The organism is Legionella sp. ST3F1 (assembly GCF_048553315.1).
Classification (GTDB): domain Bacteria; phylum Pseudomonadota; class Gammaproteobacteria; order Legionellales; family Legionellaceae; genus Tatlockia; species Tatlockia donaldsonii.
On sequence record NZ_JBLZIO010000006.1, the window covers coordinates 1 to 19,949 of the forward strand.

A 19,949-nucleotide genomic window follows, 5' to 3' on the forward strand; every position below is an offset into this window, starting at 1 on the left:
TACTCACCACTGTTAATCGTTGAAGATGATTTTGTTTGTCAGCACATTTATCTGTCCTTACTCAACGAGTATCAACCTGTTTTGGCAGCGACAGCGGCAGAAGCCCTCGACTGCCTGTCAAAGCAGCCTTTCCATTGCATCCTGCTCGATTTGGGTTTACCGGATAAACCAGGCGAGGAGTTACTGCCTTTGATTCGTCGTAATCCCTTAAATGGCAATACACCGGTGATTGTTATTTCCGCGCATGTGGATGAGGCGTTAGGCCAGCAATGTTTGGCTTTAGGGGCGAACCACATTTATGTAAAACCATTACTTCCTGCGATGTTGCGGCGAATGGTGGAGAGTGCCTTGTTGCATTAATGAAGTTGGGCGATACCGGATGTGACTGCATCCGTTTTTTTGTTAATGAAGAGTGGTGTTCATTATTGTTTTCTATTTATAAAATAAACAATATTTTCAATGAAATTTTATGATGAATAAGGGTTGCTCTGCGTTAAATAACGCCAAAGCCACGGATCGGGGCTTCAATTTAAGGTGGAATTGGACTTTGGGAGGGACTATCGTTATCTACAGCAAATATGTCATTAATCCACTCTCTCTTTATACGCAGATCAGTACATTTACGTAATAAATTAACGACCAATGAACAGGCGTTATCATGTTTAGTAAATAGTGATGCTGCAGCTAACATGTCACTCTCAAGCGAATCGGCACATAGATCATCTATCTCAGCAGTTTTTAATAGTTTACCTTTGGCGCTTTGTTTGGGGATATCCTCGCCGGTAAATATTTCAATGTATAATTGGTAAGGGTTGAGGTTTGGGACTGGTTGGGGTTTTTGAAAATAACTAAAAATGTTAAAAAAGGAATAATAAGACAATTGAGGTGCTGGTACTGGTGGTCTTGCCGCTGTTACCAGAATTATTTTATCGGATCTTTCTAATGCCAGCACGGGTTCTAGAGTGCTATTCGATGTTAATAAGCGGACAATAGATTTTCCTAGAGGCACACCACTATCACCATGAACTTCAACTACACTTCTCATGAATTTACCTCATTTTAAGTTATCGCTTTTTTCTTATAGCTTAAGGCTGATATCCCTAAAACACTTATTCACACACAATAAAATATTGATAAACGACCTATCTGAAGTACTGTGTTGGAAGACGGCTTTTTTGAATCCTGAATTGCGCCATTGCGCCACGATGCTTTTATAACATTGATTAGAAAAGAAGGGGAATAGGACACAACAGGAAATCAAATTTGGCGGAGAGGCAGGGATTCGAACCCTGGGAAGGTCGCCCTTCAACGGTTTTCAAGACCGCCGCTTTCAACCGCTCAGCCACCTCTCCGACAGGGCAGAATAGTATCTTAACAGGTTGCGCTTTGCAAACGATTTTTAACCCATTTTCAATTTGTGTGTCTTTTCCTTTTTACAGTTCGCAAAATCCTTGTAGATGAGTATAATGTGCCACATTTGCAAGGTTGTTGTGATATAGCTTCTTTGATAATAAGTCAGGCGCTTATTAGGTAAGAGAGCTATGTCGTGATGGATTAGAGCACTCATAGTTGACAGGTGTTTTTTTATGAAACAGATTCGAGCGTTATTCCTGATAGGGCTTTTGCTTTCTTTGACTGCTTGTGCCAAGTGGTGGAATAAAGATGATGATGATAACAGTCCTTTCCAGGGGATGACAGCCAAACAGTTGTTTACCGAAGCTCAGCAAGCGATGGCTAAAGAACAATACGAGAGTGCTGCCAAGCGTTTGGAAGCCCTCGAATCCATGTATCCCTTTAGTGATTATGCTGAAAAAGCACAGATGGATTTGATCTATGCCTATTACAAGAAGCAGGATTATCCTTCTGCGGCAGCTACAGCAGAGCGTTTTATCCATCTTTACCCGCGAGCCAAAAATGTGGATTACGCGTATTATATGAAAGCATTGGCGAACTTCCAGCAAACACGAGGTACCTTCGCTAACTTCCTGCCATTGGATGAATCCTGGCGGGATCCTGGTACACAAAGCCAGGCTTATGCCGATTTTGCTATTTTGATCGAAAAATTCCCAAATAGCCGCTATAAGGCAAATGCTTTGCAGCGTATGATTTATTTACGCAATATGTTTGCGCAGCGGGAATTAAATACTTCACGTTACTATTACGATCGGAAAATGTATGTAGCAGCCGCGGAGCGTGCCAGCTACTTAGTGAAAAACTATCCCCAGGCACCGAGTGTGCAACAAGCCTTGGTTCTGGTTTATTATTCCAATAAAGCGTTAGGTCTGAAAAAAGCGGCTGATGATGCGCTGGCTGTTTATCAGTCTACTTATCACAAACAAATGCCGGAAACTGTTGTATAGGTTTATAACGTCGTGAGCAAATTAGGGTATCGCTATTGTTTGTTTTTTATACTTTATTTGCTCATTCTTTCAGCCCATGCTTTAACGATGGAAGATGCTCGCTTGTTGCAGAAGGAGTATCAGCAATATCAAGCCTGGGTGTTGGGGCGTAATTATTTTTTTGGTACCACCGTCAAACAAGACCGCATCAAGGCACTTGCCTGGCAATTGGTGTATGTGGAGCAATTGCCAGCGTCCTATCCTGAAAAAGAAAAACTGCTCAGTGTCTACAGTCAGGGATTATCGGTTGGGCAGAAAGAAGAAGCCAAAAAACTCTCCGCTTTGTTGAGGAAGCAATATGATTTGCTACCGCCTTTTAACGAAGACGAATTGTATCGTGTGTATATCCTCCATGAGGAAAAGATTTCCTGGCGTACGTTGCAGCTGGTGTTGCCGCCTGAGAAAGTATGGAACAATTTTAATGCTTGGTTGGATTGGCTGGCAAAGACCGCTAACCCTGCGCTAGCAGCAACGCTTGAACGGCGTATGCGCGATTTAATCGCTGCCAGGCAATTCCCCATTGTCTATGGCCAGGTTATCGTCAAGGGGCCTGAGCCATTGCCGCTGGTTAATTCAGAACTGGAAATTCTGCCGGGTGGTTTTTTTATCGGTCATCCCGATAGAACGACGATTTCTTTTGCTTTGCCCGGTTATAAGTCTGCGAGCTTTGGCATCAATCCCCGTTATGAAGTACAGGCTATTCCACCCATTGTTTTAGACGCGGAGGGGGGGACTAAACCAACTGGCGTCGTGGGGCGGGTTTTACCCTGGGGTGGTGTTGATCGGTCGAATATGTTGTTACAAAGGGTCGTTGGAGAGGGTAAAGCGAGCGAGGATCCCTGGTTCAGGCAGGCGATACCTTTAACGGTCACGAATGGTGGTGAATTTTATACCACTGGTCTAAGCCCGGGACGCTACCAGCTTTTTATCAATACAGCTGGGTTAAGCACTTCAAAGCAATTTACTGTGCGTGATGGTGAAATCCGGGGCTTGTCCTTGATTGATTTACGCCAGAAAGTGGCCCATTAAGCTGGGCTACCTTCGAGTTCTACTGCGGGACTAGTCGTTTTTGTTTGATCGCTTGTTGCATTGAGTCCCGCCAGCAAATCATTAGTCAGATTACGTAACTCTCCGCCGAGCAGGGTAAGGGCTGCATCGCGCTGTAGGTATTCTTCTTCCAGTTCCTGGATTTCGTTAAATTCATCGATAAGGTAATCAAGGCTTTTGAGGCGTTTGAAGGTTAAATCCTGAGTCAGAGTAAATTGAATGCGCTCATTCCATACCAGAGAAATTTCAGCAACACCTAATCCTTGCGCCAAAAGTGTCAAAATTTCTTCTGCAGGTAATTCATAGCCTTTGCAATTGACTCGTTTCTTTTCATTATCAAGGGAAAACAAGAGACAATCAGAGGCTAATTGAAATGAAGGAGGAAGAAGCTCTGGATTACTAAGCCATTGAGCGAAACGTAAGGCTAAATTTTCATTGAGGGCCAAGGGCTCAAGGTGAAGGCCGGGTAGTGATTTTCGTAATAAAGCAGTCAATTGTGAGGCTTGATTGTTGCTTGAGGAATTAATAATCAATCGATTAGACACGGTATCCAGCATGGCAAATAATCTTTTTTGGACGCAGAATGATTTCGGTAGTAATTCAAATTCCAAATCTTCGGCAAGTTGTGCTTTCTCAGCTCTTTTTATAGTACGGCCTTGCTGTGTTTCGATCGTTTGAATGCGCTCATCTAACATGCGCTTAATGACTCCTCGCGGTAGAATACGCTCTTCTTTACCTAAGCAAATCAAGGAGCAACCAGCTACTTCTTGCACCAGTTCATCGGCGTATGCTGGTAGCCAGCCATAAATGAAGCGTGCATGGGGAGGACAGGGTTTAAGGATTTCCTCGGCCATAGCAGTCATTAAGTCAGGCTGTTCTTTGAATTCGTAGTGATAAATAAGTGCGTTGTTAAACCACATGATACATCCTCGATTAGCAAAAAAGGGATGCTAACATGTTTCCAAATTGTCTGCGATTACTTAAGGCTTATAAAATTAAATTGCTTTGGATTTATGACCTGGGAGAGGGGGGGAACTCACGATCTGTCAGTATCGAAGTTTTCCATTCCCCCCGCAGGGTGGGACCCTATAATGGCTAATAATCAGTTTGACTTGCTATTCACTAGGGCGAATTCGGTGAAGTTGGGGCAGGAGAGTATTTCTCTTGGGGATGTTGTATCGTTTCCTTCCGCTTTTGCGCCAACACGGCATTGACTTTCCTTAGTTCATTGGTGAGGGCAGTCACTTCTTGCTGGATCTTTTCTAATTTCTTTTCACTTGCATTGATGGCAAGAACGAATGTTGTAATTTGAGCACTTAGTTCTGGCGGGTTGTGGCTTTCCTGGTGTGAACGCAGAGTAGCAATTTCCTGGCGATAGTCAGCAAGGTTTCTTTCTTCTTGTGCTTCCCGCATTCCCAGTTGCACAAACTCAGGTTCATAACTGCGATTTAATTCTTCAAGCTCTTCAAGAGTCATTTGGTATAAGGTTTTATAGAGTTGGAGAGGCGGTAGTTGTGGAAAAAAGCGCATGATGTTCTCTCTGTAGTAATTGATTGAGCGATTATATTTCAAGCTGATTTTCATATAAAGGATATGACTTTAGTATTCACAGAGGGTGTTGATTTTTTACAATAATGCCTGTCAGCGTAGAATAGGCTGACCAGGCAAGGTGAGGCGTACGGTATTAGCTACGTAAAGCAGGTGAACAGGAGGAAGAGACTTCCAGATGATCTGTCTCAGCTTTTTTGCGTTTTATAGCGAGGACTGAATTGACGATGATTAATTCATCGATAGAAGCTTTTTTTTCTTCTATTAAGTCAATTAGTTGCGTTTCGTTGTTTTTAATTCGTTCTTTAATCTTTTTAATTTCAATTGATACCTTTCCTTGCTGGCTATCAGCAACAAAAAAAACGCCAAAAAAACCAAGCTGTAAATAACGTTCAGCACCATTGCCGGGAAGACTGGCTAATGCTTCTTTTCTTTTTTCTGCCTCGGCTATACTTTGGCGTTCAAGTGCATCATAGCGGTCTTGCAAAGCAACCAGTTGCTCCTGATCGGCCTCGATACCTTGCTCTGTTGTCTCTATTTTTTCTTCCAGTTTCTCAAAGTGGGGGCCATAGCTGCGATTCAATGCCTCAAGTCTTTCGAGGGGCATATCATTTAAGAATTCAAGCAATTCGTCAGGTTTTTTTTCGGGGTAAAAAGGCATTAATTTCTCTTAAAAGGTCATTAAGGGTGAAAATGATATAGTTGGTTAATAGCAACAGCAAGAAATTTTTACCAGTAAGCGTTAAACGCGAGCACGTAGGAGATAAAATCAACAGTTTCGCGCCCAGCTACGGTAAACCATGGGCCAGCAATGATGCCTACATTGGAAGAAAAATTATATTCTATAGCGGGTGCCAGGGTGATTTTATCAACAGCCCCATGGCCTATCGTGCCGGGCTTTCCCATCGCATCATTGCCTATAATGCCTCTAAATCGAGTTTTTTGCCGATTGGCAATATAAGTTTCCATCACTGCAACCCAGTTTTGGGTTAGGGTTAATTCTGCGGCCGCATCCAAACTCACCAGATCGCCAGGTCGAATGTTGCCATCCGTGTCAGGCGTCCCGCCATAGCTACTTAAACCTTGAATGGATACAGGACTGGCATAAACGTAGGCTAGACTTAAACGCGAACGAAAATAATGAACGTCCGTTAGGTGCAAGAGATGTTGAAAATTAAGGGAAAAAACGGTTTGGTAACTACCTAAACCGGTTGCATCAACGCCATTACTGGTTGGATCCAGCTTTTTATAATTTCCTGTGGGGATAATTTCTTGCACCAAAAGGCGCAGATCAGGGCGCCAGAGTTTATCTTTTTGTTCTATTAATTGTAAGCCCATACCGGCAGAGGTATCACCGATACCAGTCGAATTGGCACCTGACAAACGGTTATAGACATAAGGCAGACCAAATTGCACATCCATTCGATCGGTTATGCCATGGGTAAATATCGGGTTTAAAACCTGACTTTGGCCGGTTGGTACATGAATTAATTTCCAATGACGACTATAAATGCCATCATTGATAGTATCGAAACCGTAAATTTCAAGGTTAGTATGGCCATTAGGCACCGTATGCCCAGCGGGAGCTAATAAAGGACCAGTAAACCAAGGTCCTGCAGCAGAAACTTGGGCATGGGAGAATAGAAGGGCAAGCGTGCATACTGTAAAAAATCCGCGCATAAAGTCCTCTACCTTGCGATACCACAACACAGTAGTGTAGATTAGCCGACTTTTAGTGTTTCGGAAATAGCCATGAAACCTGCAGTTTATCTTCATAAAACTAAACAAAATGCGTTGTTACGCGGTCACCCCTGGGTTTTTCCCAAGGCAATCAGTAAAACAACGGGCAAATTGGTGACGGGTGATTTAGTGGATGTCTTTAGTGAGGAAAAGGAGTTCCTGGCAACGGGTGTTTATAATGAACATTCCCTTTATCGCGTCCGTGTTCTTGCGCAAGCCGGAGAAATGAGTGATAACAATTCATTGGCAGCGATTGTCTTGCTGCGCTTAAAGCAAGCTTTAACCATTCGGGAAAGCCTTAATTTACCTAACGAAATGACAACAGCTTACCGCTTGTTTAATAGCGAGGCCGATGGTTTGTCTGGGTTGACCATCGACCGTTTTAATCAGGTTTGTGTAGTAGCCAGTTCAGCTTATTGGGTCGAGGCAAATAAGGAAATGATTAAACAGGCCCTGGGTGAACTTTTACCCAAGGATAACCTTGTTTGGCTGGCGCAAAAAAAGCCCTTGGCCCAAGATGGTTGGAAAAAAGAAACGGAAGAACCGGCCGCAGAGACTGCGCAAGTGCTTGAAGGCGGTGTCATTTATCAGGTTGATTTTTCCCAGGCACAAAAGACAGGCCTTTTTCTTGATCAGCGTGAAAATCATCAGCGTATTGCAGCGTTGGCGAAAGGCAAGAAAGTATTGGATCTTTATTCCTATACAGGCGGGTTCGCCTTACATGCGGCGAAAGCGGGAGCTAGTAAAGTAACGGCTGTCGATAGTTCTGCACAAGCGATTCTCCAAGCGAAACAAAACGCAGCATTGAATAATCTTGATACGATTGAATTCATTGAAGCGGATGCGCGTGATTATTTAACCCATGCGGGGGACTATGATTTGGTCATCCTGGATCCACCCAAATTGGTTCCTTCGCAGCAACATTTACAGCGTGCGAAAAACTATTATCGCTTTTTGCACCGAGAAGTATTCAAAGCCATGCGCTCTGGCGCTTTGCTGATGACCTGTAACTGTTCATCGGCCTTATCCACCCAGGAATTTTCTTCCTTGGTGAGTAGTCAAGCTGCGGCAGTAGGAAAACAAGCGCGTATCGTTGGCATTTTGGGGCCATCGAGTTGTCATCCTACCTTGGCAGCTTTTCCAGAAGGAAATTATTTAACGGCGGTTTTGTTGGCCGTAGTCTGATATCTTCAGGCACTTGCGTAACGTCAAGGCGAAAAAAGTTTTTAATGAGGAAATCCAGATACGACTAAATGACCGAATTAAAATTTTTTTCAACGAAGAGATCAATGTTTTTCGTGTCCTGTATGGCGAGTTTGTAAACATTGTAATACGTCATAAAAACTAAGTTCACAGGCTTGCAGCAGGACTAATAAGTGAAACAATAAATCCGCTGTTTCGTTCATCAGTTCATCCCGATGATTACTCATTGCCGCAATAACGGTTTCAACCGCTTCTTCACCTACTTTTTGTGCACAGCGAGAAATACCTGTTGCCAATAATTGGGAGGTATAACTGCTAGTTTCTTTCTTGCCTGCGCGGTCTTGAATCAGGTGAATCAAGTTAGCTAAAAAACTCAGCAGGGCTGGTGTGGCTGGTTGAAAACAGGTAGCGAAACCTAAATGACAGGCTGGGCCTGCAGGGAGTACCTGCACCAATAAACTGTCGCCATCACAATCCCTGGCAATGGATTGCATGATCATGGTGTTGCCTGAGGTTTCACCTTTACGCCACAAGCGTTGTTTGCTGCGGCTATAAAAAGTGACTTGTTGGGTGTCCAGGGTGATTTGTAAGGATTCCTGATTCATGTAACCCAGCATGAGGACCTCAGCCGTTTGGCTATTTTGAATAACGGCGGGAATAAGGCCATTCATTTTGTGCCAATTCAGATCCCCGATTTTAAAACTGTTCATAATCTTACCTCAATGTGATTGGCAGCCAGTTGTTGCTTGACGTCAGTGATACTTAAAATGTTATCGTGAAAAACACTGGCAGCCAGCGCTCCGGCAACCTCTGTGCGCAGAAAAACGTTCACGAAATCAGCTGCTTTTCCGGCGCCACCTGACGCAATTAATGGCACTTTGCTTAACTGACGAATTTGCGCCAATTGCTTCAGATCATAGCCTTCACGCACGCCATCGGCTTGCATGCAATTCAAGACAATTTCACCGGCACCGCGCTCTTGGACTTCCTGAACCCAGTCGCTTGTTTTGCGTCTTGAATTTTTACTTTTACTTTCATCGCCCGTGTATTGATAGACATAAAAATCATCCTCTACCCATTGACTGTCAATACCGATCACAACGCATTGACTGCCAAACTCACTGCTTAACTGATTGATTAAGGAGGGATTTTCCAAGGCTGGACTGTTGATTGACAGTTTATCCGCCCCGGCATGTAAAATAGCTTTCGCTGTTTCCAGGTTGCGGATTCCGCCTGCCACAGTAAAAGGAATATTGATTGTTGCTGCAATTTGGTTAACCCAGTTGGGACACACACTACGTCGATCACTACTTGCTGTAATATCATAAAAAACCAGTTCATCAGCACCTTGTCTGGAGTAGCGGGTAGCCAGGGGTAAAATATCACCAATAACCCGATGATTACGAAATTTAACCCCTTTCACAACTTTATTATCATGAACATCGAGACAGGGAATAATACGTTTACTTAACATTTTTTTGCCTCGCTAAATAAGCTGCAAGTTCAAAATCACTTTCATAAAGCATGCGTCCGAGGATGGCTGCTGTTACGCCAAGGGAAGATAAAAGAGCGAGATCATCCACATGGCGAATGCCACCGGATGCCTGCCAGTGGAGGGTTGGAAAGCGGTTAATAGCCTCGGAATAGAGCATAAAATTAGGGCCATTCATCATCCCATCACAAGCAATATCGGTACATAAGATTGTTTTAATACCCAATTTTTGGTAGTGATTGACCACGTCCCACAAGTTATCATCGGTCGTCGTTTGCCAGCCATGAATCGCTGGCTTTGGCATCCCTTTGTCGGTGTGAACATCTAAGGCCAAAACAAGTTTATGCGCACCTAGCTGGTTGATAATTTCTGCTGTAAGTTCGGGATTGGTGATGGCGATACTTCCTAAAACAAGCTTATTGATCCCTGCATTAATACAAGCGGTTGCACTTTCAAGGCTGCGAATTCCGCCGCCAACCTGCACAGTTAGGGTCGGTGTTTGCATGCTTTTTATGAGTTTCAATTGCTGGATGTTGCCTGTTTTGGCACCATCCAGATCAACGATATGCAAATGAGCTGCACCTTGCAGGGCATAGTGTTGTGCCAGTGAGACGGGAGAATAGTCGTAAATCGACACGTCTTCAAATTGTCCTTGGCGTAAGCGTACACAACGGCCTTGTTGTAAATCAATCGCAGGAATAATTAGCATGGTTCCTCCAACTGTAAAAAATTGTTGAGTAGTTTCAGTCCGGTGTCGGCTGATTTTTCCGGATGAAATTGCATCCCGTAAATATTTCTATACTGCACAATGGCTGTAAAATCTCGGCTGTATTGGCAACGAGCCAAGGCATACTCATCACTCAGCAACGCATAACTATGGACAAAATAGACATAATCGTCAGGGGCCAATCCTTTTGCCAGCGGCGTGGTTTTCGTCCAGTGCAATTTGTTCCATCCCATGTGGGGGATAGGATGTTCCTTTGTTGGCAATAAACGTTTGATGGCACCAGGAAGCAAGTTTAAACAGGGCACATCGCCTTCTTCACTATGCGCAAACAGTAATTGCATGCCAAGGCAAATACCTAATAAAGGCTGGGTTAGCTGCTGTAAGACTTCAATTAATTGATAGTCATGCAAGGCACGCATGGCGCTTGCTGCTGCACCCACACCAGGTAAAATGACGTGACTTGCCTGGATGAGATCTTCTGCCTGGTGGGTTAATTGATAGTGATAGCCTAAGTGTTTAATCGCATTCGTTAATGAGCTTAGGTTATTACCAGTAATATCAATCACAGCAATCATAAAACCCCCTTGGTGGAAGGCAAGTTATTATCACATCGCAAACAGGCCTGGCGCAGCGCCCGGCCCAGTCCTTTGAAGCAGGCTTCTATCATGTGATGATGGTTTTGCCCCGTCACTTTGATGTGCAAAGTAGCGCCTAAGCTGCTGGCCAGTGAGTGGAAAAAATGCGGTACCATTTCAGTAGCCATGCCACCAACAAATTCACGTGTAAATTCACCTTCAAAAACACAATAGCTACGGCCGCAAAGATCCAAAGCAATGGTAACCAGTGCTTCATCCATCGGCAGGGTAAAGCCATAGCGGCCAATACCCCATTTATCTCCTAAAGCCTGCTTAAGTGCTTCGCCCAAGGCGATAGCGGTATCTTCAATTAAATGATGCTCATCGACTTCAATATCGCCTTCCGCGTGTACTTGCAAACCAAAACCACCGTGCTTGGCAATTTGTTCCAGCATATGACTGAAAAAACCAATCGGAGTTTGGATCTTGTTTTCTAGCCCGGCATCCAGATTGACTCGCAATTCAATCGCTGTTTCTTTGGTTTGGCGTTGAATGGCTGCTGTTCTTTCCTGTTGTAAAATGGTCTGTACAACAGCTTTCCAACCGTGGTTTATCTGAATTGGTAAAAAGGAAATCCCCAGATTTTGAGCTAACTCTTTATCAGTTTGGCGATCGCCAATGACCCAAGATTGCTTTCGATCGATCGCATTTTGTTGTAAGAAGGTATCCAGTAAGCCCGTTTTCGGTTTGCGGCAATTGCACTGATCACTGTCTCTGTGAGGGCAGATAAACACGTCGCTAAAATAAATACCTTGTGTAGTGAATAACGAGAGAATGAAATCATGACAGCGTTGAAAAGATTGCTGCGGAAAACGGTCAGTTCCCAAACCATCCTGATTACTAACCATAACCAGACGATAGCCAGCCTGTTGTAAAGAGAGCAGGGCGAAGATAACATCAGCACACAAGCGAATCTTGTCTAAGGCATCCACCTGGAAATCGTCAGGCTCTTCAACCAGAGTACCATCTCGATCAATAAAGAGAATTTTTTGCATTGTTATTCTCCCTTAAATGTGTTCAATGCCATTAACAGGCGTTGATTCTGGGATTCATCGCCTACACTAATACGTAAGTAGTTTTGGAGCAGAGGAGAGCCAGCAAAATGACGGACCGCAATGTCCTGTTCAGCAAACCAGGTAACCAGACGGGATGCGTAGGTGCTGCGTACCAATATGAAATTGGTACGGCTTGGGTAGACAATATCTATCCAGGGTGATTGTTGCAATTCAGCCATTAATTGGGTACGAGCATTAAGTATTTGCTGTACATTCTCAGCGAACCACTGTTGATCAGTTAACGCTTTGTTAGCCAAGGCAAGCACCACACTGGATAAGGTATAAGGGGGCATAATATTTTTCAAGGCCTGGATAACCTGGGGTTGGGCAATCACAGTCCCCAGGCGTAATCCTGCCAGGCCATAGGCTTTTGATAGCGTACGCAGCACGATCAAATTATCAACAGAAGCAAGCAAACTTGCAGCACTGGGATATTGAGCGAAATCAATATAGGCTTCATCAACAACCACCACCGCTTTATCTTTGAAGTGTTTACAGAGGTGTGAGACAGCGTCTAAATCCAACAAATTCGCTGTTGGGTTATTGGGCTGGCAGAGCATAATAATTTTGCAATCGGGTTTCCAGAGGGATAGTAGTTTTTGGATATCCAGACTAAAGCTGTTCTCTGCATCCAATGGACAATTAATTATATCAGCCTGCTGTAGACGGGCATAAAAAGCGTACATGGGAAAAGTAGGCGGACATTGCAAAATACTGTCTATTCCGGCACGTAGGAATAAACGCATTACCAGCTCAATCCCATCATCGCTGCCACGAGTCAAGACCATTTGCTCACTACGGATTTGATAGTGTTCAGCGAGTTGTTCCAGCACCAATTGTTGCTGTCGAAAATCCGGATAATGATTTACAGGAATATCCATAAACGGTATTGGTGATTCGGGTGATTCATTGGCATGTAAGCGGCAATTCAACTCATCACCATTGGGGGCGTAAGCTTTCATAGTGACCAGATCAGGACGAATTAAATTTAAGACTGACATATCAAGACTCCAGGGTGTTTAACCGTAATTCAATGGCTTTGGCATGGGCGTCCAAGCCTTCAATGTGTGCAAGCGTTTGTGCGGCTTCCCCCAAGGTCCTCAGTCCTTCAGCTGTAATGGACTGTACGCTTAGCGTTTTTAGGAAATCGATGGTACTAAGGCCGCTGTGATTTCTGGCATAACCATTGGTTGGTAAAACATGGTTAGATCCACTTAGGTAATCGCCCATCGTTTCCGCAGCCCACGGACCGAGAAAAATAGTCCCTGCAGCGCTAATCTCTGGTACCCAATTAACAGCGTCAATACGATTAATAATTAAATGCTCGGGTGCATAGCGATTAATGATATCCAGTTGTTCGCTCCGTTCGTCGCACACGAGAATAATGCTATGTTGTAAAGCCTGCTTAATGATGGCCTGTCTTGATAAGGCAGCTAGTTGCTGGCTAATTGATTGATTGACTTTAGCAGCAAAATCCTCACTTTCACAGAGTAAAATCACCTGCGAATCAATACCATGTTCAGCCTGTGCCAATAAATCGGCGGCGACGAAATCAGGATTAGCCTGATCATCGGCCGTGATCATCACCTCGGAGGGACCCGCAGGCATATCAATTGCGACACCGTAGGGATCGGCTGCCACTTGCGCTTTTGCTTCGGTTACATAGCTATTACCTGGACCAAACAATTTATCCATTTTGGCAATTGATTCGGTGCCATAAGCCATCGCTGCAATCGCATGGGCACCGCCAATTTGATAAATCGTGTCAATATCACAGAGACGTGCCGCCACTAAAAGGTGCGGATCAATTTCTCCGCGTGCATTGGGTGGTGTACACAAGATTTTGATTGGGCAACCTGCAATTTTGGCTGGAATTGCTTGCATAAGTAAGGAAGAAACCAGTGGCGTACTATTTCCACCAGGTACATATAAACCAACTTTATTGATGGGTCTGTGAGTACGGGCAATCGAGATCCCTTTTGCGGTGACCACTTGTCTTGCTTGCGGCATCACTGCCTGGTGGTAAGTAGTAATAGTCTGTATCGCAGCAGTGAGAGCTTGTAATGCCTGTGCGCTAATTTCTGCTGTCTCGATAGTGTGAATTGCAACCTGCAAGCTGCTTAATTCGACTCGATCAAATTCACGTGTAAAAGCAAATAAAGCGTCATCCCCTCGTTGTTGTACTGTAGCAATAATGTCTTCGACCTTTTTGCGGCAGTAATTATTGATTCGTGGTCTTGTTAGTTGTTGTTGTTTTTCTTTCAGGGATAAATTTTGCCAATTATTGATAGTTAACATCGGAGTCACTCCAGCATTTTTTCAATGGGTAGTACCAAGATTGAGCTGGCACCCAGGGATTGAATTGTTTCCAAGGTATTCCAGAAAATACCTTCACTGGAAACGACGTGGACAGCTACTTTCTCTGGATTAGCCGGCAAGGGCATAATGGTCGGTGATTCCGCACCGGGTAGCTGCTCACAGATACGCTCCAGGGCCATTTTGGGTGCATGAAAAAGAATGTATTTTCGTTCACTCGCTTGTTGGACAGCCTGGATCCGTCTTTGCAACATGGCAAATAAATCGTGGAACGAAGGATCCATAATGTGCTCGGCTTGAATAAAAACAGCCTGGCTATGCAGCACGATTTCAACTTCAACTAATTTGTTATCTTCCAGGGTTTGACCGGAGGAGACCAAGTCACAAATGACATCGGCCATTCCCATACGGGGGGCTACTTCAACTGAACCTGACAAAACAAGACTTTCGGCACAGATTTGTTCTTTCGCTAAATATTGTGCTAACAGCAGGGGATAACTGGTAGCAATACGTTTACCATCCAAACTGCCTGGACCACGATAGTCAAACGTTTCGGGTACTGCAATGGATAAACGGCAACGGCAATTTCCTAAGGTTAAAATGGTTTGATAGGATTTAGTTGTTGCACTCAGAGCGGCTTCCAGCAAGACATTCTCGCCAACAATGCCGCCATCACAGAGGCCATCAAAAATGAGGGTTGGGATATCATCATCACGAACAAAAAGCAGATCAATGGGAAAGTTATCAACGTGGGCAAGGAGACCACTCTCTTTAATACGAAATTTCAAACCACACTTCTGCAACAAACTTAGGGATTCTTGCGCCAAGCGCCCTTTTTTCTGCAAGGCTATACGTAAACGTTTTTTCACGACTGCTCCAAGCGTTCAGCAATTAAGGAATAGCCGCCGCTACCAAAACTCAGGCAACGGGCGACACGAGTTATCGTTGTGACACTGACTCCTGTCTGCTCATGAATGCTGCGGTAGGGGATCCCTTGCTGCAACATAGGAACAACTTCCCAGCGATCCACCATGGCTTCAAGTTCAGCGGGTGTGCATAAATCCGTAAAGAAGGCCAAGGCTTCATCCGCATTGTTTAGCAGACTAATCGCATGCATGAGTTGATGGGTAGCATGTTGTTTGTTGCTATGATGTGCTTTCATGATAATGTATTAACGTAATATAACATTGTTACATTGTATTGATTCCACTCTACGCTGTCAAATAAATTTGACAGCGCTCTGGGTTTGCGTTGAGATGTTGTTTTTCTGTGGGAGAAAGGAATGCTGTTAGAGAAAGAAACGTCCTGTGTTGTATTGATTGATGTGCAAGAAAAATTAACCCCCTTTGTCCAGGAAGCAGATGCCTTGGTAGCGAGATGCCAATGGGTCATCCACCTGGCGAAAGAATTGGGGATACCTTTGTTAGTGAGTGAGCAATACCCTAGTGGCTTGGGTGACACTGTCGAGCCATTACATTCCCTGATTGCGCAAGGTGAATGTTTTGAAAAAGTACACTTTTCCTGTTTTCGACAACCCGCCTTTAAGCAGAGCTTAAAAGCGCTCAATAAAAAGCAACTTGTTTTAATCGGTATCGAAGCCCATGTGTGCGTTTTACAATCAGCAATGGAGATGAAGACAGCGGGTTACGAAGTCTATCTCGTAGTCGATGCGGTAAGCAGCAGAAGTCAACTTGATTATAGTTATGGCCTTAGACGTATGGAGCAAGCTGGTATTCATTTAGTGACTTCAGAAATGGTATTTTTTGAATGGGTTGGCCAGGCTGGTACACCGCAATTCAAAGCATTAAGCAAAGCCTATTTACAACAAAAGGATAAACAATGAATTTAGATAATCAAATCGCTGTTATTACCGGTGGTGCTTCAGGAATGGGCAACGCCTGTGCGCAAGCATTAACTGCACGTGGGGTAAGGGTTGTTATCTGGGATAAACAGATAGCGGCTAGTACTGCCAAAGAATTTGCTTTTGCTGTGACTTGTGATGTGAGTTCTGCCGACGAAATTGAGCAGGCACTGCAAAAAACGATTGTACAAATCGGTGTACCAAGAATTTGCATCAATTGTGCTGGGATAGCACCTGCTAAACGGATGGTAGGTAAAGAAGGTGCGATGCCTTTAGCTGCTTTTAAGCAGGTTATTGATATTAATCTGGTAGGAACCTTCAATGTCATGCGAGTAGCAGCTACTGCGATGGCCACGTTGGAACTTGAACCGGGTTCACAAGAGCGGGGGGTCATTATTAATACGGCCTCTATTGCTGCTTTTGAAGGGCAAATTGGCCAGACTGCTTATAGTGCTTCCAAAGGCGGCGTTGTCGCGATGACCTTGCCTGCGGCGCGAGAACTGGCGCAACATGCCATTCGCGTGAATACGATAGCCCCCGGTTTAATTGCGACACCAATGCTACTCAACATGCCGCAGGAAGTACAAGACAGCTTGGCCGCTACGGTAACGTTCCCTAAACGGTTAGGCAAGCCAGAGGAATTTGCAGCACTTGTGCTACATATTATTGAAAATAGTTTTATCAATGGCGAGGTAATTCGTTTTGATGGTGCTTTACGTATGCAAGCCCGTTAAGCGATTAAGTTTGTCAAAGCCTCTTGCGAGATCACTTCGGTGTCAGCTGCTATAAAAAATCCAATTAAAATTTGTTCTCAGTTGCTGTTAGGGCGATGAGGAGAGATGAGCATAGGCGAATGTAGCATTGCTAAGTACGCAGGGTTTTATGATGACGTAATCTGTTTTTGGCAAGAGAAAGCCAGTAAGCCTCTTAGAGGCTTACTGAAGTCGATTAGCCTGGTCTTTGGCCTTAGGAATTGCTGGCAAAGGGGTGGTTACTTTCAGTTATTCCATTTGCGGTATCGGTCTGCCTGCCAACGCTTTGGAGAAGCGGGGCAAACATATTAAAGATAGTGTTTACGTTGCTAATCCCTGGCAAGCCTTCTTCTTGAACTCCTTCATCATCGACTTCAGAAGTAGGGTTGAAGTCACTCGAAATTAAAGAAGTTAGTTGGCTCAACGCTTTCAAAGAATCCGTAATTTTATTAAGTTGGTTAGAGAGCGTGGTCAAACTTTGAAGCCCAACATCCAAATTTTTTATTTCCTCTATGTCTTTTACGGCATATTTATTTTCCATTTCTGCTATTTCGTCGAGTAATAGCCTCTGTTCATTTAACATTCGACTATAGCTGGAGGGAGCCCTGCCTGATTTGAGAGGAAAACCGCGAATCTTTTTTTGTAATTCAGCTAATTCCGATTGTTTTGCAATCAGTACTAAAGAATGCTGAAGAAATTCCATGGTCAACTGTTTCAATTCCTCAAAGTTATCAAACTTAACTCCGAAATACTCTAAGGCTTTATCGATATTGGTTAAGTTTTGTGAACCTGCTTTGGCAAATGCCATGCGTTGCTTATAGTCTAACTTCTTGTGGAAGGCATTTGCTGCGGTTTGCACTTTTTTTTGTAAAGCGATCACGTCTTTATCTTGACGAACTCTTTCCATAACGTCTGTATCATGTTTATCCGTAAAAGCATCCAATTGACTTTTTAACCTCCTTTCGCCGGAGTTAGTGGGAAGTACTACACGTCGGAGTCTTTCGATGTTGGTTTGGTAGTATTCGATTGCTTTTTCAATAGAGGCGTCTGTGCTGGAAGAGGGGTGCTCCGCTAAATAGCGTTTAAGGGTTGATATTAATTGCTTATAGAAAGCAATTGACTCTATCGTTTTGTCGCGATTGGCAGTGAGCGCTTTTTTAAGTGGGTGGTTTTCTGTTGATAAGATAGTATGAGCAATTGGCAAACCGCTCTCATCGCTTCCAAAAAGGGAAGCACCATGCCTTATCAATACCGATAAACAATCAGCGATTGGATTTTCCCTGATATCACAGCTTAGACAGTAATGAACGGCAGAAGGATAAACGATCCCTTTGACAGTAACTTCCTGGTTATTAATATTAACGTCACCATGTTGCAAAATAAAATCTAATAACCGATGATTTCTGGTCAGTAATGCCATCTCCAGGTAATTTTCTAAAAGATAATAAAAAGAAGGCATTTGCTCCGCTACTTTAAATTCACCTTTTATTACGAGTCGCGCAAATAATTTTTGTCCTTCGTTCTGCACTTGTTGCTGTATATTTTTTAATTTGGTTAATGAGTTCAGAGAGACAAGGGTTTCGCTATCCTCTAATGTTAAAGAGAGTTCATTAATTCTTGCCAATAAATCAGCAAGTTGAGTGGCGTAGATCTCATCACTCTCTTTAGCCAGCTTGTTAAATTCTGTAGCAATCCGCTGAACTTTTTTATCAAAGGGAGAGGGTTTAACTTTCACTCGTTCCTTCTTGGCATTTCCTTGTTTACTCGGGGTGGATGGTTTTACTCCGCCAGAATGGCTCACTGTTTCTTTGCTGGTTTTTTCACCCACTACAAGAGATGAAGAGTGTGTTTCTGTGGCGGTCTCCAAGAGTTTATATCGCTCTGTAACCGCCGTGATCATGCGCTGTGTATATCGATAAACATTTTGATAATGATCATGCTTGACTAATCGTGCCAAGCGTTTTGCTATTTCAGCACCTTCCCTTAGTGTAGCCAGATAATTTTCATGATTATGAGCTATCGAGGTGGCTAATAGAGACGCCTCTCGGTCCCATTCACTATATTGTGTTTCTAACGCTTTAACCGTATCAGTCAGTTGCTTCCTAATGTTTTTAATCAGAGGTTTAGCATAAGCACGAGCCAAATTAATGAAGTCTTCCTGTAACTGCTCGCTTTCTAAGGGCGTGAAACTGCCGTCAGTTTCATTCTGGATGGAAAACACAGGTTTTACTGTCATGTCGTTTTGATCATTATAATAGACATGTAATTGATATCTTGTTCCATCTCGCCCTTTGAAATAGGCCGTGTAGTGATATTGACTAAGGAAAGGGTTTGCCTGGTTTTCGGTTTGGTAAACACTGACATGGTGATCGAGTAAAAGATACTCGCCGTCTTGCAGTACAACCGGGTGGGTATGTTCTAACTCAAAGCGGTAATACAGGCGCTCTTCTTTAGTGGAACCCAACTTGACAGACTGGCAATTAGGGAGAGGAGCTTCGGAGGCTGCAAGATAAAAATCAACGAAGTTAAAAAGAACATTTTTTGCCATAATCAGTTTTTCCATGATAAAAAAAGAACAGATTATATATTTGAAGGGAAAAATGATCAATTACAGACAATTATTAATAAATTATTATTGTTCTGAATAAAATTTACGCTTCTTGATGTCTGCTTGTCGCTGTGGTGCTTTGCACATCGCCATTGGCTGTGTAAAGGTTGGTTGCATTGACCTGATTTTTCCCTGTTAAGGCGCCAAGGATTTCTTGCCTAGTGTTGAGATTACTTGTAATGACTTGCCCATTAACAGCATTCAATTCACGGCAGGAAAGCAATTTTTCTGCAAGTTGATTATTTAATTGTTGAATTTGATTGGCTTCTTCGACTGAGCATGCTCGCAAAAGGGCTTGTAAAGCTAATTTGGGTTGATTGTCATGCAGATTCATTGCGAGCAATTCAATACGTTGCTTGGCGCTTTGTTCAAGCTGCTCGGAAAGCGCTTGTTTTTGTTCCGCTAATGACTCTAAGGCATCGAATTGACGCTGGATGAGAACGTTTTTTTCTTCAGATAACAGAGCAATCAGTGAATCAAGCCATGTCAGTTCTTGCTGGAGTAAATCAACTAATTGGGCGGCTTTGGATTGAGTCATTTTTACGTCCTTATAATTCATATTAGGC

The 19,949-nt window shown here is 43.6% G+C and carries 22 protein-coding genes and 1 tRNA gene; 6 read left to right on the plus strand and 17 right to left on the minus strand.

The window, feature by feature from the left end; translation table 11 throughout:
• Positions 1–9: 9 nt before the first annotated feature.
• A complete protein-coding gene (locus tag ACN4Z1_RS05715) occupies positions 10–360 on the plus strand; it encodes a response regulator (RefSeq protein WP_419413441.1) in 351 nt (116 codons plus the stop codon).
• Positions 361–529: 169 nt separating this feature from the next.
• Here the strand turns inward: ACN4Z1_RS05715 and ACN4Z1_RS05720 are convergent, their stop codons facing one another.
• Entirely contained in the window at positions 530–1,045 is a 516-nt protein-coding gene (locus ACN4Z1_RS05720) for a hypothetical protein (RefSeq protein ID WP_228364225.1), read from the minus strand.
• 219 nt (positions 1,046–1,264) lie between these two features.
• Positions 1,265–1,352: transfer RNA gene (locus ACN4Z1_RS05725), tRNA-Ser, on the minus strand.
• Between the two features lie 234 nt (positions 1,353–1,586).
• Between ACN4Z1_RS05725 and ACN4Z1_RS05730 the strand changes: the two genes are divergently transcribed.
• Positions 1,587–2,360, plus strand: a complete 774-nt coding sequence (locus tag ACN4Z1_RS05730; protein ID WP_115221049.1) for an outer membrane protein assembly factor BamD — start codon at positions 1,587–1,589, stop codon at positions 2,358–2,360.
• 12 nt (positions 2,361–2,372) lie between these two features.
• Positions 2,373–3,428 (plus strand): hypothetical protein, encoded by a 1,056-nt coding sequence (locus ACN4Z1_RS05735; RefSeq protein WP_228364224.1) that lies wholly within the window; start codon positions 2,373–2,375, stop codon positions 3,426–3,428.
• On the opposite strand, the gene ACN4Z1_RS05740 is transcribed toward ACN4Z1_RS05735, so the two are convergent.
• The 4 genes from ACN4Z1_RS05740 to ACN4Z1_RS05755 form a co-directional block, all read right to left on the minus strand.
• Complete coding sequence (locus tag ACN4Z1_RS05740; RefSeq protein WP_228364223.1) at positions 3,425–4,366, minus strand: recombination-associated protein RdgC; 942 nt, start codon at positions 4,364–4,366, stop codon at positions 3,425–3,427. The genes ACN4Z1_RS05735 and ACN4Z1_RS05740 overlap by 4 nt on opposite strands.
• Positions 4,367–4,568: 202 nt before the next feature.
• Positions 4,569–4,976 carry a hypothetical protein gene (locus ACN4Z1_RS05745; RefSeq protein ID WP_228364222.1) on the minus strand — a complete coding sequence of 136 codons (408 nt, stop codon included), beginning with the start codon at positions 4,974–4,976 and terminating at the stop codon, positions 4,569–4,571.
• A 154-nt stretch (positions 4,977–5,130) separates the two neighbouring features.
• Positions 5,131–5,655 carry a hypothetical protein gene (locus ACN4Z1_RS05750; RefSeq protein WP_228364221.1) on the minus strand — a complete coding sequence of 175 codons (525 nt, stop codon included), beginning with the start codon at positions 5,653–5,655 and terminating at the stop codon, positions 5,131–5,133.
• A gap of 68 nt (positions 5,656–5,723) precedes the next feature.
• The gene (locus ACN4Z1_RS05755; protein ID WP_115221054.1) at positions 5,724–6,674 is read right to left on the minus strand and encodes a transporter; all 951 of its coding nucleotides are present in this window, start codon (positions 6,672–6,674) and stop codon (positions 5,724–5,726) included.
• Positions 6,675–6,746: 72 nt separating this feature from the next.
• Between ACN4Z1_RS05755 and ACN4Z1_RS05760 the strand changes: the two genes are divergently transcribed.
• On the plus strand, positions 6,747–7,919 hold the full coding sequence (locus ACN4Z1_RS05760; RefSeq protein WP_228364220.1) for a class I SAM-dependent rRNA methyltransferase: 1,173 nt from the start codon (positions 6,747–6,749) through the stop codon (positions 7,917–7,919).
• A 101-nt stretch (positions 7,920–8,020) separates the two neighbouring features.
• Here the strand turns inward: ACN4Z1_RS05760 and hisIE are convergent, their stop codons facing one another.
• Genes hisIE through ACN4Z1_RS05805 form a run of 9 tightly spaced genes read right to left on the minus strand, consistent with a single transcriptional unit; the run spans position 8,021 to position 15,324 of the window.
• Positions 8,021–8,647 (minus strand): bifunctional phosphoribosyl-AMP cyclohydrolase/phosphoribosyl-ATP diphosphatase HisIE, encoded by a 627-nt coding sequence (gene hisIE, locus ACN4Z1_RS05765; protein ID WP_228364219.1) that lies wholly within the window; start codon positions 8,645–8,647, stop codon positions 8,021–8,023.
• The gene (gene hisF / locus ACN4Z1_RS05770; RefSeq protein WP_228364218.1) at positions 8,644–9,411 is read right to left on the minus strand and encodes an imidazole glycerol phosphate synthase subunit HisF; all 768 of its coding nucleotides are present in this window, start codon (positions 9,409–9,411) and stop codon (positions 8,644–8,646) included. The genes hisIE and hisF overlap by 4 nt, the downstream gene beginning before the upstream one ends.
• Positions 9,401–10,138 (minus strand): 1-(5-phosphoribosyl)-5-[(5-phosphoribosylamino)methylideneamino]imidazole-4-carboxamide isomerase, encoded by a 738-nt coding sequence (hisA, locus tag ACN4Z1_RS05775; protein ID WP_115221058.1) that lies wholly within the window; start codon positions 10,136–10,138, stop codon positions 9,401–9,403. The genes hisF and hisA overlap by 11 nt, the downstream gene beginning before the upstream one ends.
• The gene (gene hisH / locus ACN4Z1_RS05780; RefSeq protein ID WP_228364217.1) at positions 10,132–10,731 is read right to left on the minus strand and encodes an imidazole glycerol phosphate synthase subunit HisH; all 600 of its coding nucleotides are present in this window, start codon (positions 10,729–10,731) and stop codon (positions 10,132–10,134) included. The genes hisA and hisH overlap by 7 nt, the downstream gene beginning before the upstream one ends.
• Positions 10,728–11,786, minus strand: coding sequence for a bifunctional histidinol-phosphatase/imidazoleglycerol-phosphate dehydratase HisB (gene hisB / locus ACN4Z1_RS05785; RefSeq protein ID WP_115221060.1), 1,059 nt, complete (start codon positions 11,784–11,786; stop codon positions 10,728–10,730). The genes hisH and hisB overlap by 4 nt, the downstream gene beginning before the upstream one ends.
• Before the next feature lie 2 nt (positions 11,787–11,788).
• Positions 11,789–12,847, minus strand: coding sequence for a histidinol-phosphate transaminase (hisC, locus tag ACN4Z1_RS05790; RefSeq protein ID WP_228364216.1), 1,059 nt, complete (start codon positions 12,845–12,847; stop codon positions 11,789–11,791).
• 1 nt (position 12,848) lies between these two features.
• Positions 12,849–14,144 (minus strand): histidinol dehydrogenase, encoded by a 1,296-nt coding sequence (gene hisD, locus ACN4Z1_RS05795; protein WP_228364215.1) that lies wholly within the window; start codon positions 14,142–14,144, stop codon positions 12,849–12,851.
• 5 nt (positions 14,145–14,149) lie between these two features.
• On the minus strand, positions 14,150–15,031 hold the full coding sequence (gene hisG / locus ACN4Z1_RS05800) for an ATP phosphoribosyltransferase (protein ID WP_228364214.1): 882 nt from the start codon (positions 15,029–15,031) through the stop codon (positions 14,150–14,152).
• Positions 15,028–15,324, minus strand: coding sequence for a YerC/YecD family TrpR-related protein (locus tag ACN4Z1_RS05805; protein ID WP_115221064.1), 297 nt, complete (start codon positions 15,322–15,324; stop codon positions 15,028–15,030). The genes hisG and ACN4Z1_RS05805 overlap by 4 nt, the downstream gene beginning before the upstream one ends.
• A 120-nt stretch (positions 15,325–15,444) precedes the next feature.
• On the opposite strand from ACN4Z1_RS05805, the gene ACN4Z1_RS05810 reads away from it, so the two are divergent.
• Positions 15,445–16,005 (plus strand): hydrolase, encoded by a 561-nt coding sequence (locus ACN4Z1_RS05810; RefSeq protein ID WP_228364213.1) that lies wholly within the window; start codon positions 15,445–15,447, stop codon positions 16,003–16,005.
• Positions 16,002–16,757, plus strand: coding sequence for an SDR family NAD(P)-dependent oxidoreductase (locus tag ACN4Z1_RS05815; protein WP_115221066.1), 756 nt, complete (start codon positions 16,002–16,004; stop codon positions 16,755–16,757). Before ACN4Z1_RS05810 ends, ACN4Z1_RS05815 begins: the two co-directional genes overlap by 4 nt.
• Positions 16,758–16,989: 232 nt before the next feature.
• Here the strand turns inward: ACN4Z1_RS05815 and ACN4Z1_RS05820 are convergent, their stop codons facing one another.
• A complete protein-coding gene (locus ACN4Z1_RS05820) occupies positions 16,990–19,323 on the minus strand; it encodes a hypothetical protein (RefSeq protein WP_228364212.1) in 2,334 nt (777 codons plus the stop codon).
• Positions 19,324–19,426: 103 nt separating this feature from the next.
• Positions 19,427–19,921 carry a flagella synthesis protein FlgN gene (locus tag ACN4Z1_RS05825; RefSeq protein WP_115221068.1) on the minus strand — a complete coding sequence of 165 codons (495 nt, stop codon included), beginning with the start codon at positions 19,919–19,921 and terminating at the stop codon, positions 19,427–19,429.
• Positions 19,922–19,949 lie beyond the last annotated feature (28 nt).

Excerpts from the sequence above, each read along its gene's own strand:
- hisC (WP_228364216.1), bottom strand. The coding sequence starts at position 12,847 with ATGTCAGTCTTAAATTTAATTCGTCCTGATCTGGTCACTATGAAAGCT.
- ACN4Z1_RS05760 (WP_228364220.1), top strand. The coding sequence starts at position 6,747 with ATGAAACCTGCAGTTTATCTTCATAAAACTAAACAAAATGCGTTGTTA.
- ACN4Z1_RS05745 (WP_228364222.1), bottom strand. The coding sequence starts at position 4,976 with ATGCGCTTTTTTCCACAACTACCGCCTCTCCAACTCTATAAAACCTTA.
- ACN4Z1_RS05730 (WP_115221049.1), top strand. The coding sequence starts at position 1,587 with ATGAAACAGATTCGAGCGTTATTCCTGATAGGGCTTTTGCTTTCTTTG.
- ACN4Z1_RS05740 (WP_228364223.1), bottom strand. The coding sequence starts at position 4,366 with ATGTGGTTTAACAACGCACTTATTTATCACTACGAATTCAAAGAACAG.
- ACN4Z1_RS05750 (WP_228364221.1), bottom strand. The coding sequence starts at position 5,655 with ATGCCTTTTTACCCCGAAAAAAAACCTGACGAATTGCTTGAATTCTTA.
- hisF (WP_228364218.1), bottom strand. The coding sequence starts at position 9,411 with ATGTTAAGTAAACGTATTATTCCCTGTCTCGATGTTCATGATAATAAA.
- ACN4Z1_RS05755 (WP_115221054.1), bottom strand. The coding sequence starts at position 6,674 with ATGCGCGGATTTTTTACAGTATGCACGCTTGCCCTTCTATTCTCCCAT.
- hisH (WP_228364217.1), bottom strand. The coding sequence starts at position 10,731 with ATGATTGCTGTGATTGATATTACTGGTAATAACCTAAGCTCATTAACG.
- ACN4Z1_RS05825 (WP_115221068.1), bottom strand. The coding sequence starts at position 19,921 with ATGACTCAATCCAAAGCCGCCCAATTAGTTGATTTACTCCAGCAAGAA.
- ACN4Z1_RS05720 (WP_228364225.1), bottom strand. The coding sequence starts at position 1,045 with ATGAGAAGTGTAGTTGAAGTTCATGGTGATAGTGGTGTGCCTCTAGGA.
- ACN4Z1_RS05820 (WP_228364212.1), bottom strand. The coding sequence starts at position 19,323 with ATGGCAAAAAATGTTCTTTTTAACTTCGTTGATTTTTATCTTGCAGCC.
- hisA (WP_115221058.1), bottom strand. The coding sequence starts at position 10,138 with ATGCTAATTATTCCTGCGATTGATTTACAACAAGGCCGTTGTGTACGC.
- ACN4Z1_RS05810 (WP_228364213.1), top strand. The coding sequence starts at position 15,445 with ATGCTGTTAGAGAAAGAAACGTCCTGTGTTGTATTGATTGATGTGCAA.
- ACN4Z1_RS05805 (WP_115221064.1), bottom strand. The coding sequence starts at position 15,324 with ATGAAAGCACATCATAGCAACAAACAACATGCTACCCATCAACTCATG.
- hisIE (WP_228364219.1), bottom strand. The coding sequence starts at position 8,647 with ATGAACAGTTTTAAAATCGGGGATCTGAATTGGCACAAAATGAATGGC.
- hisB (WP_115221060.1), bottom strand. The coding sequence starts at position 11,786 with ATGCAAAAAATTCTCTTTATTGATCGAGATGGTACTCTGGTTGAAGAG.
- ACN4Z1_RS05815 (WP_115221066.1), top strand. The coding sequence starts at position 16,002 with ATGAATTTAGATAATCAAATCGCTGTTATTACCGGTGGTGCTTCAGGA.
- hisD (WP_228364215.1), bottom strand. The coding sequence starts at position 14,144 with ATGTTAACTATCAATAATTGGCAAAATTTATCCCTGAAAGAAAAACAA.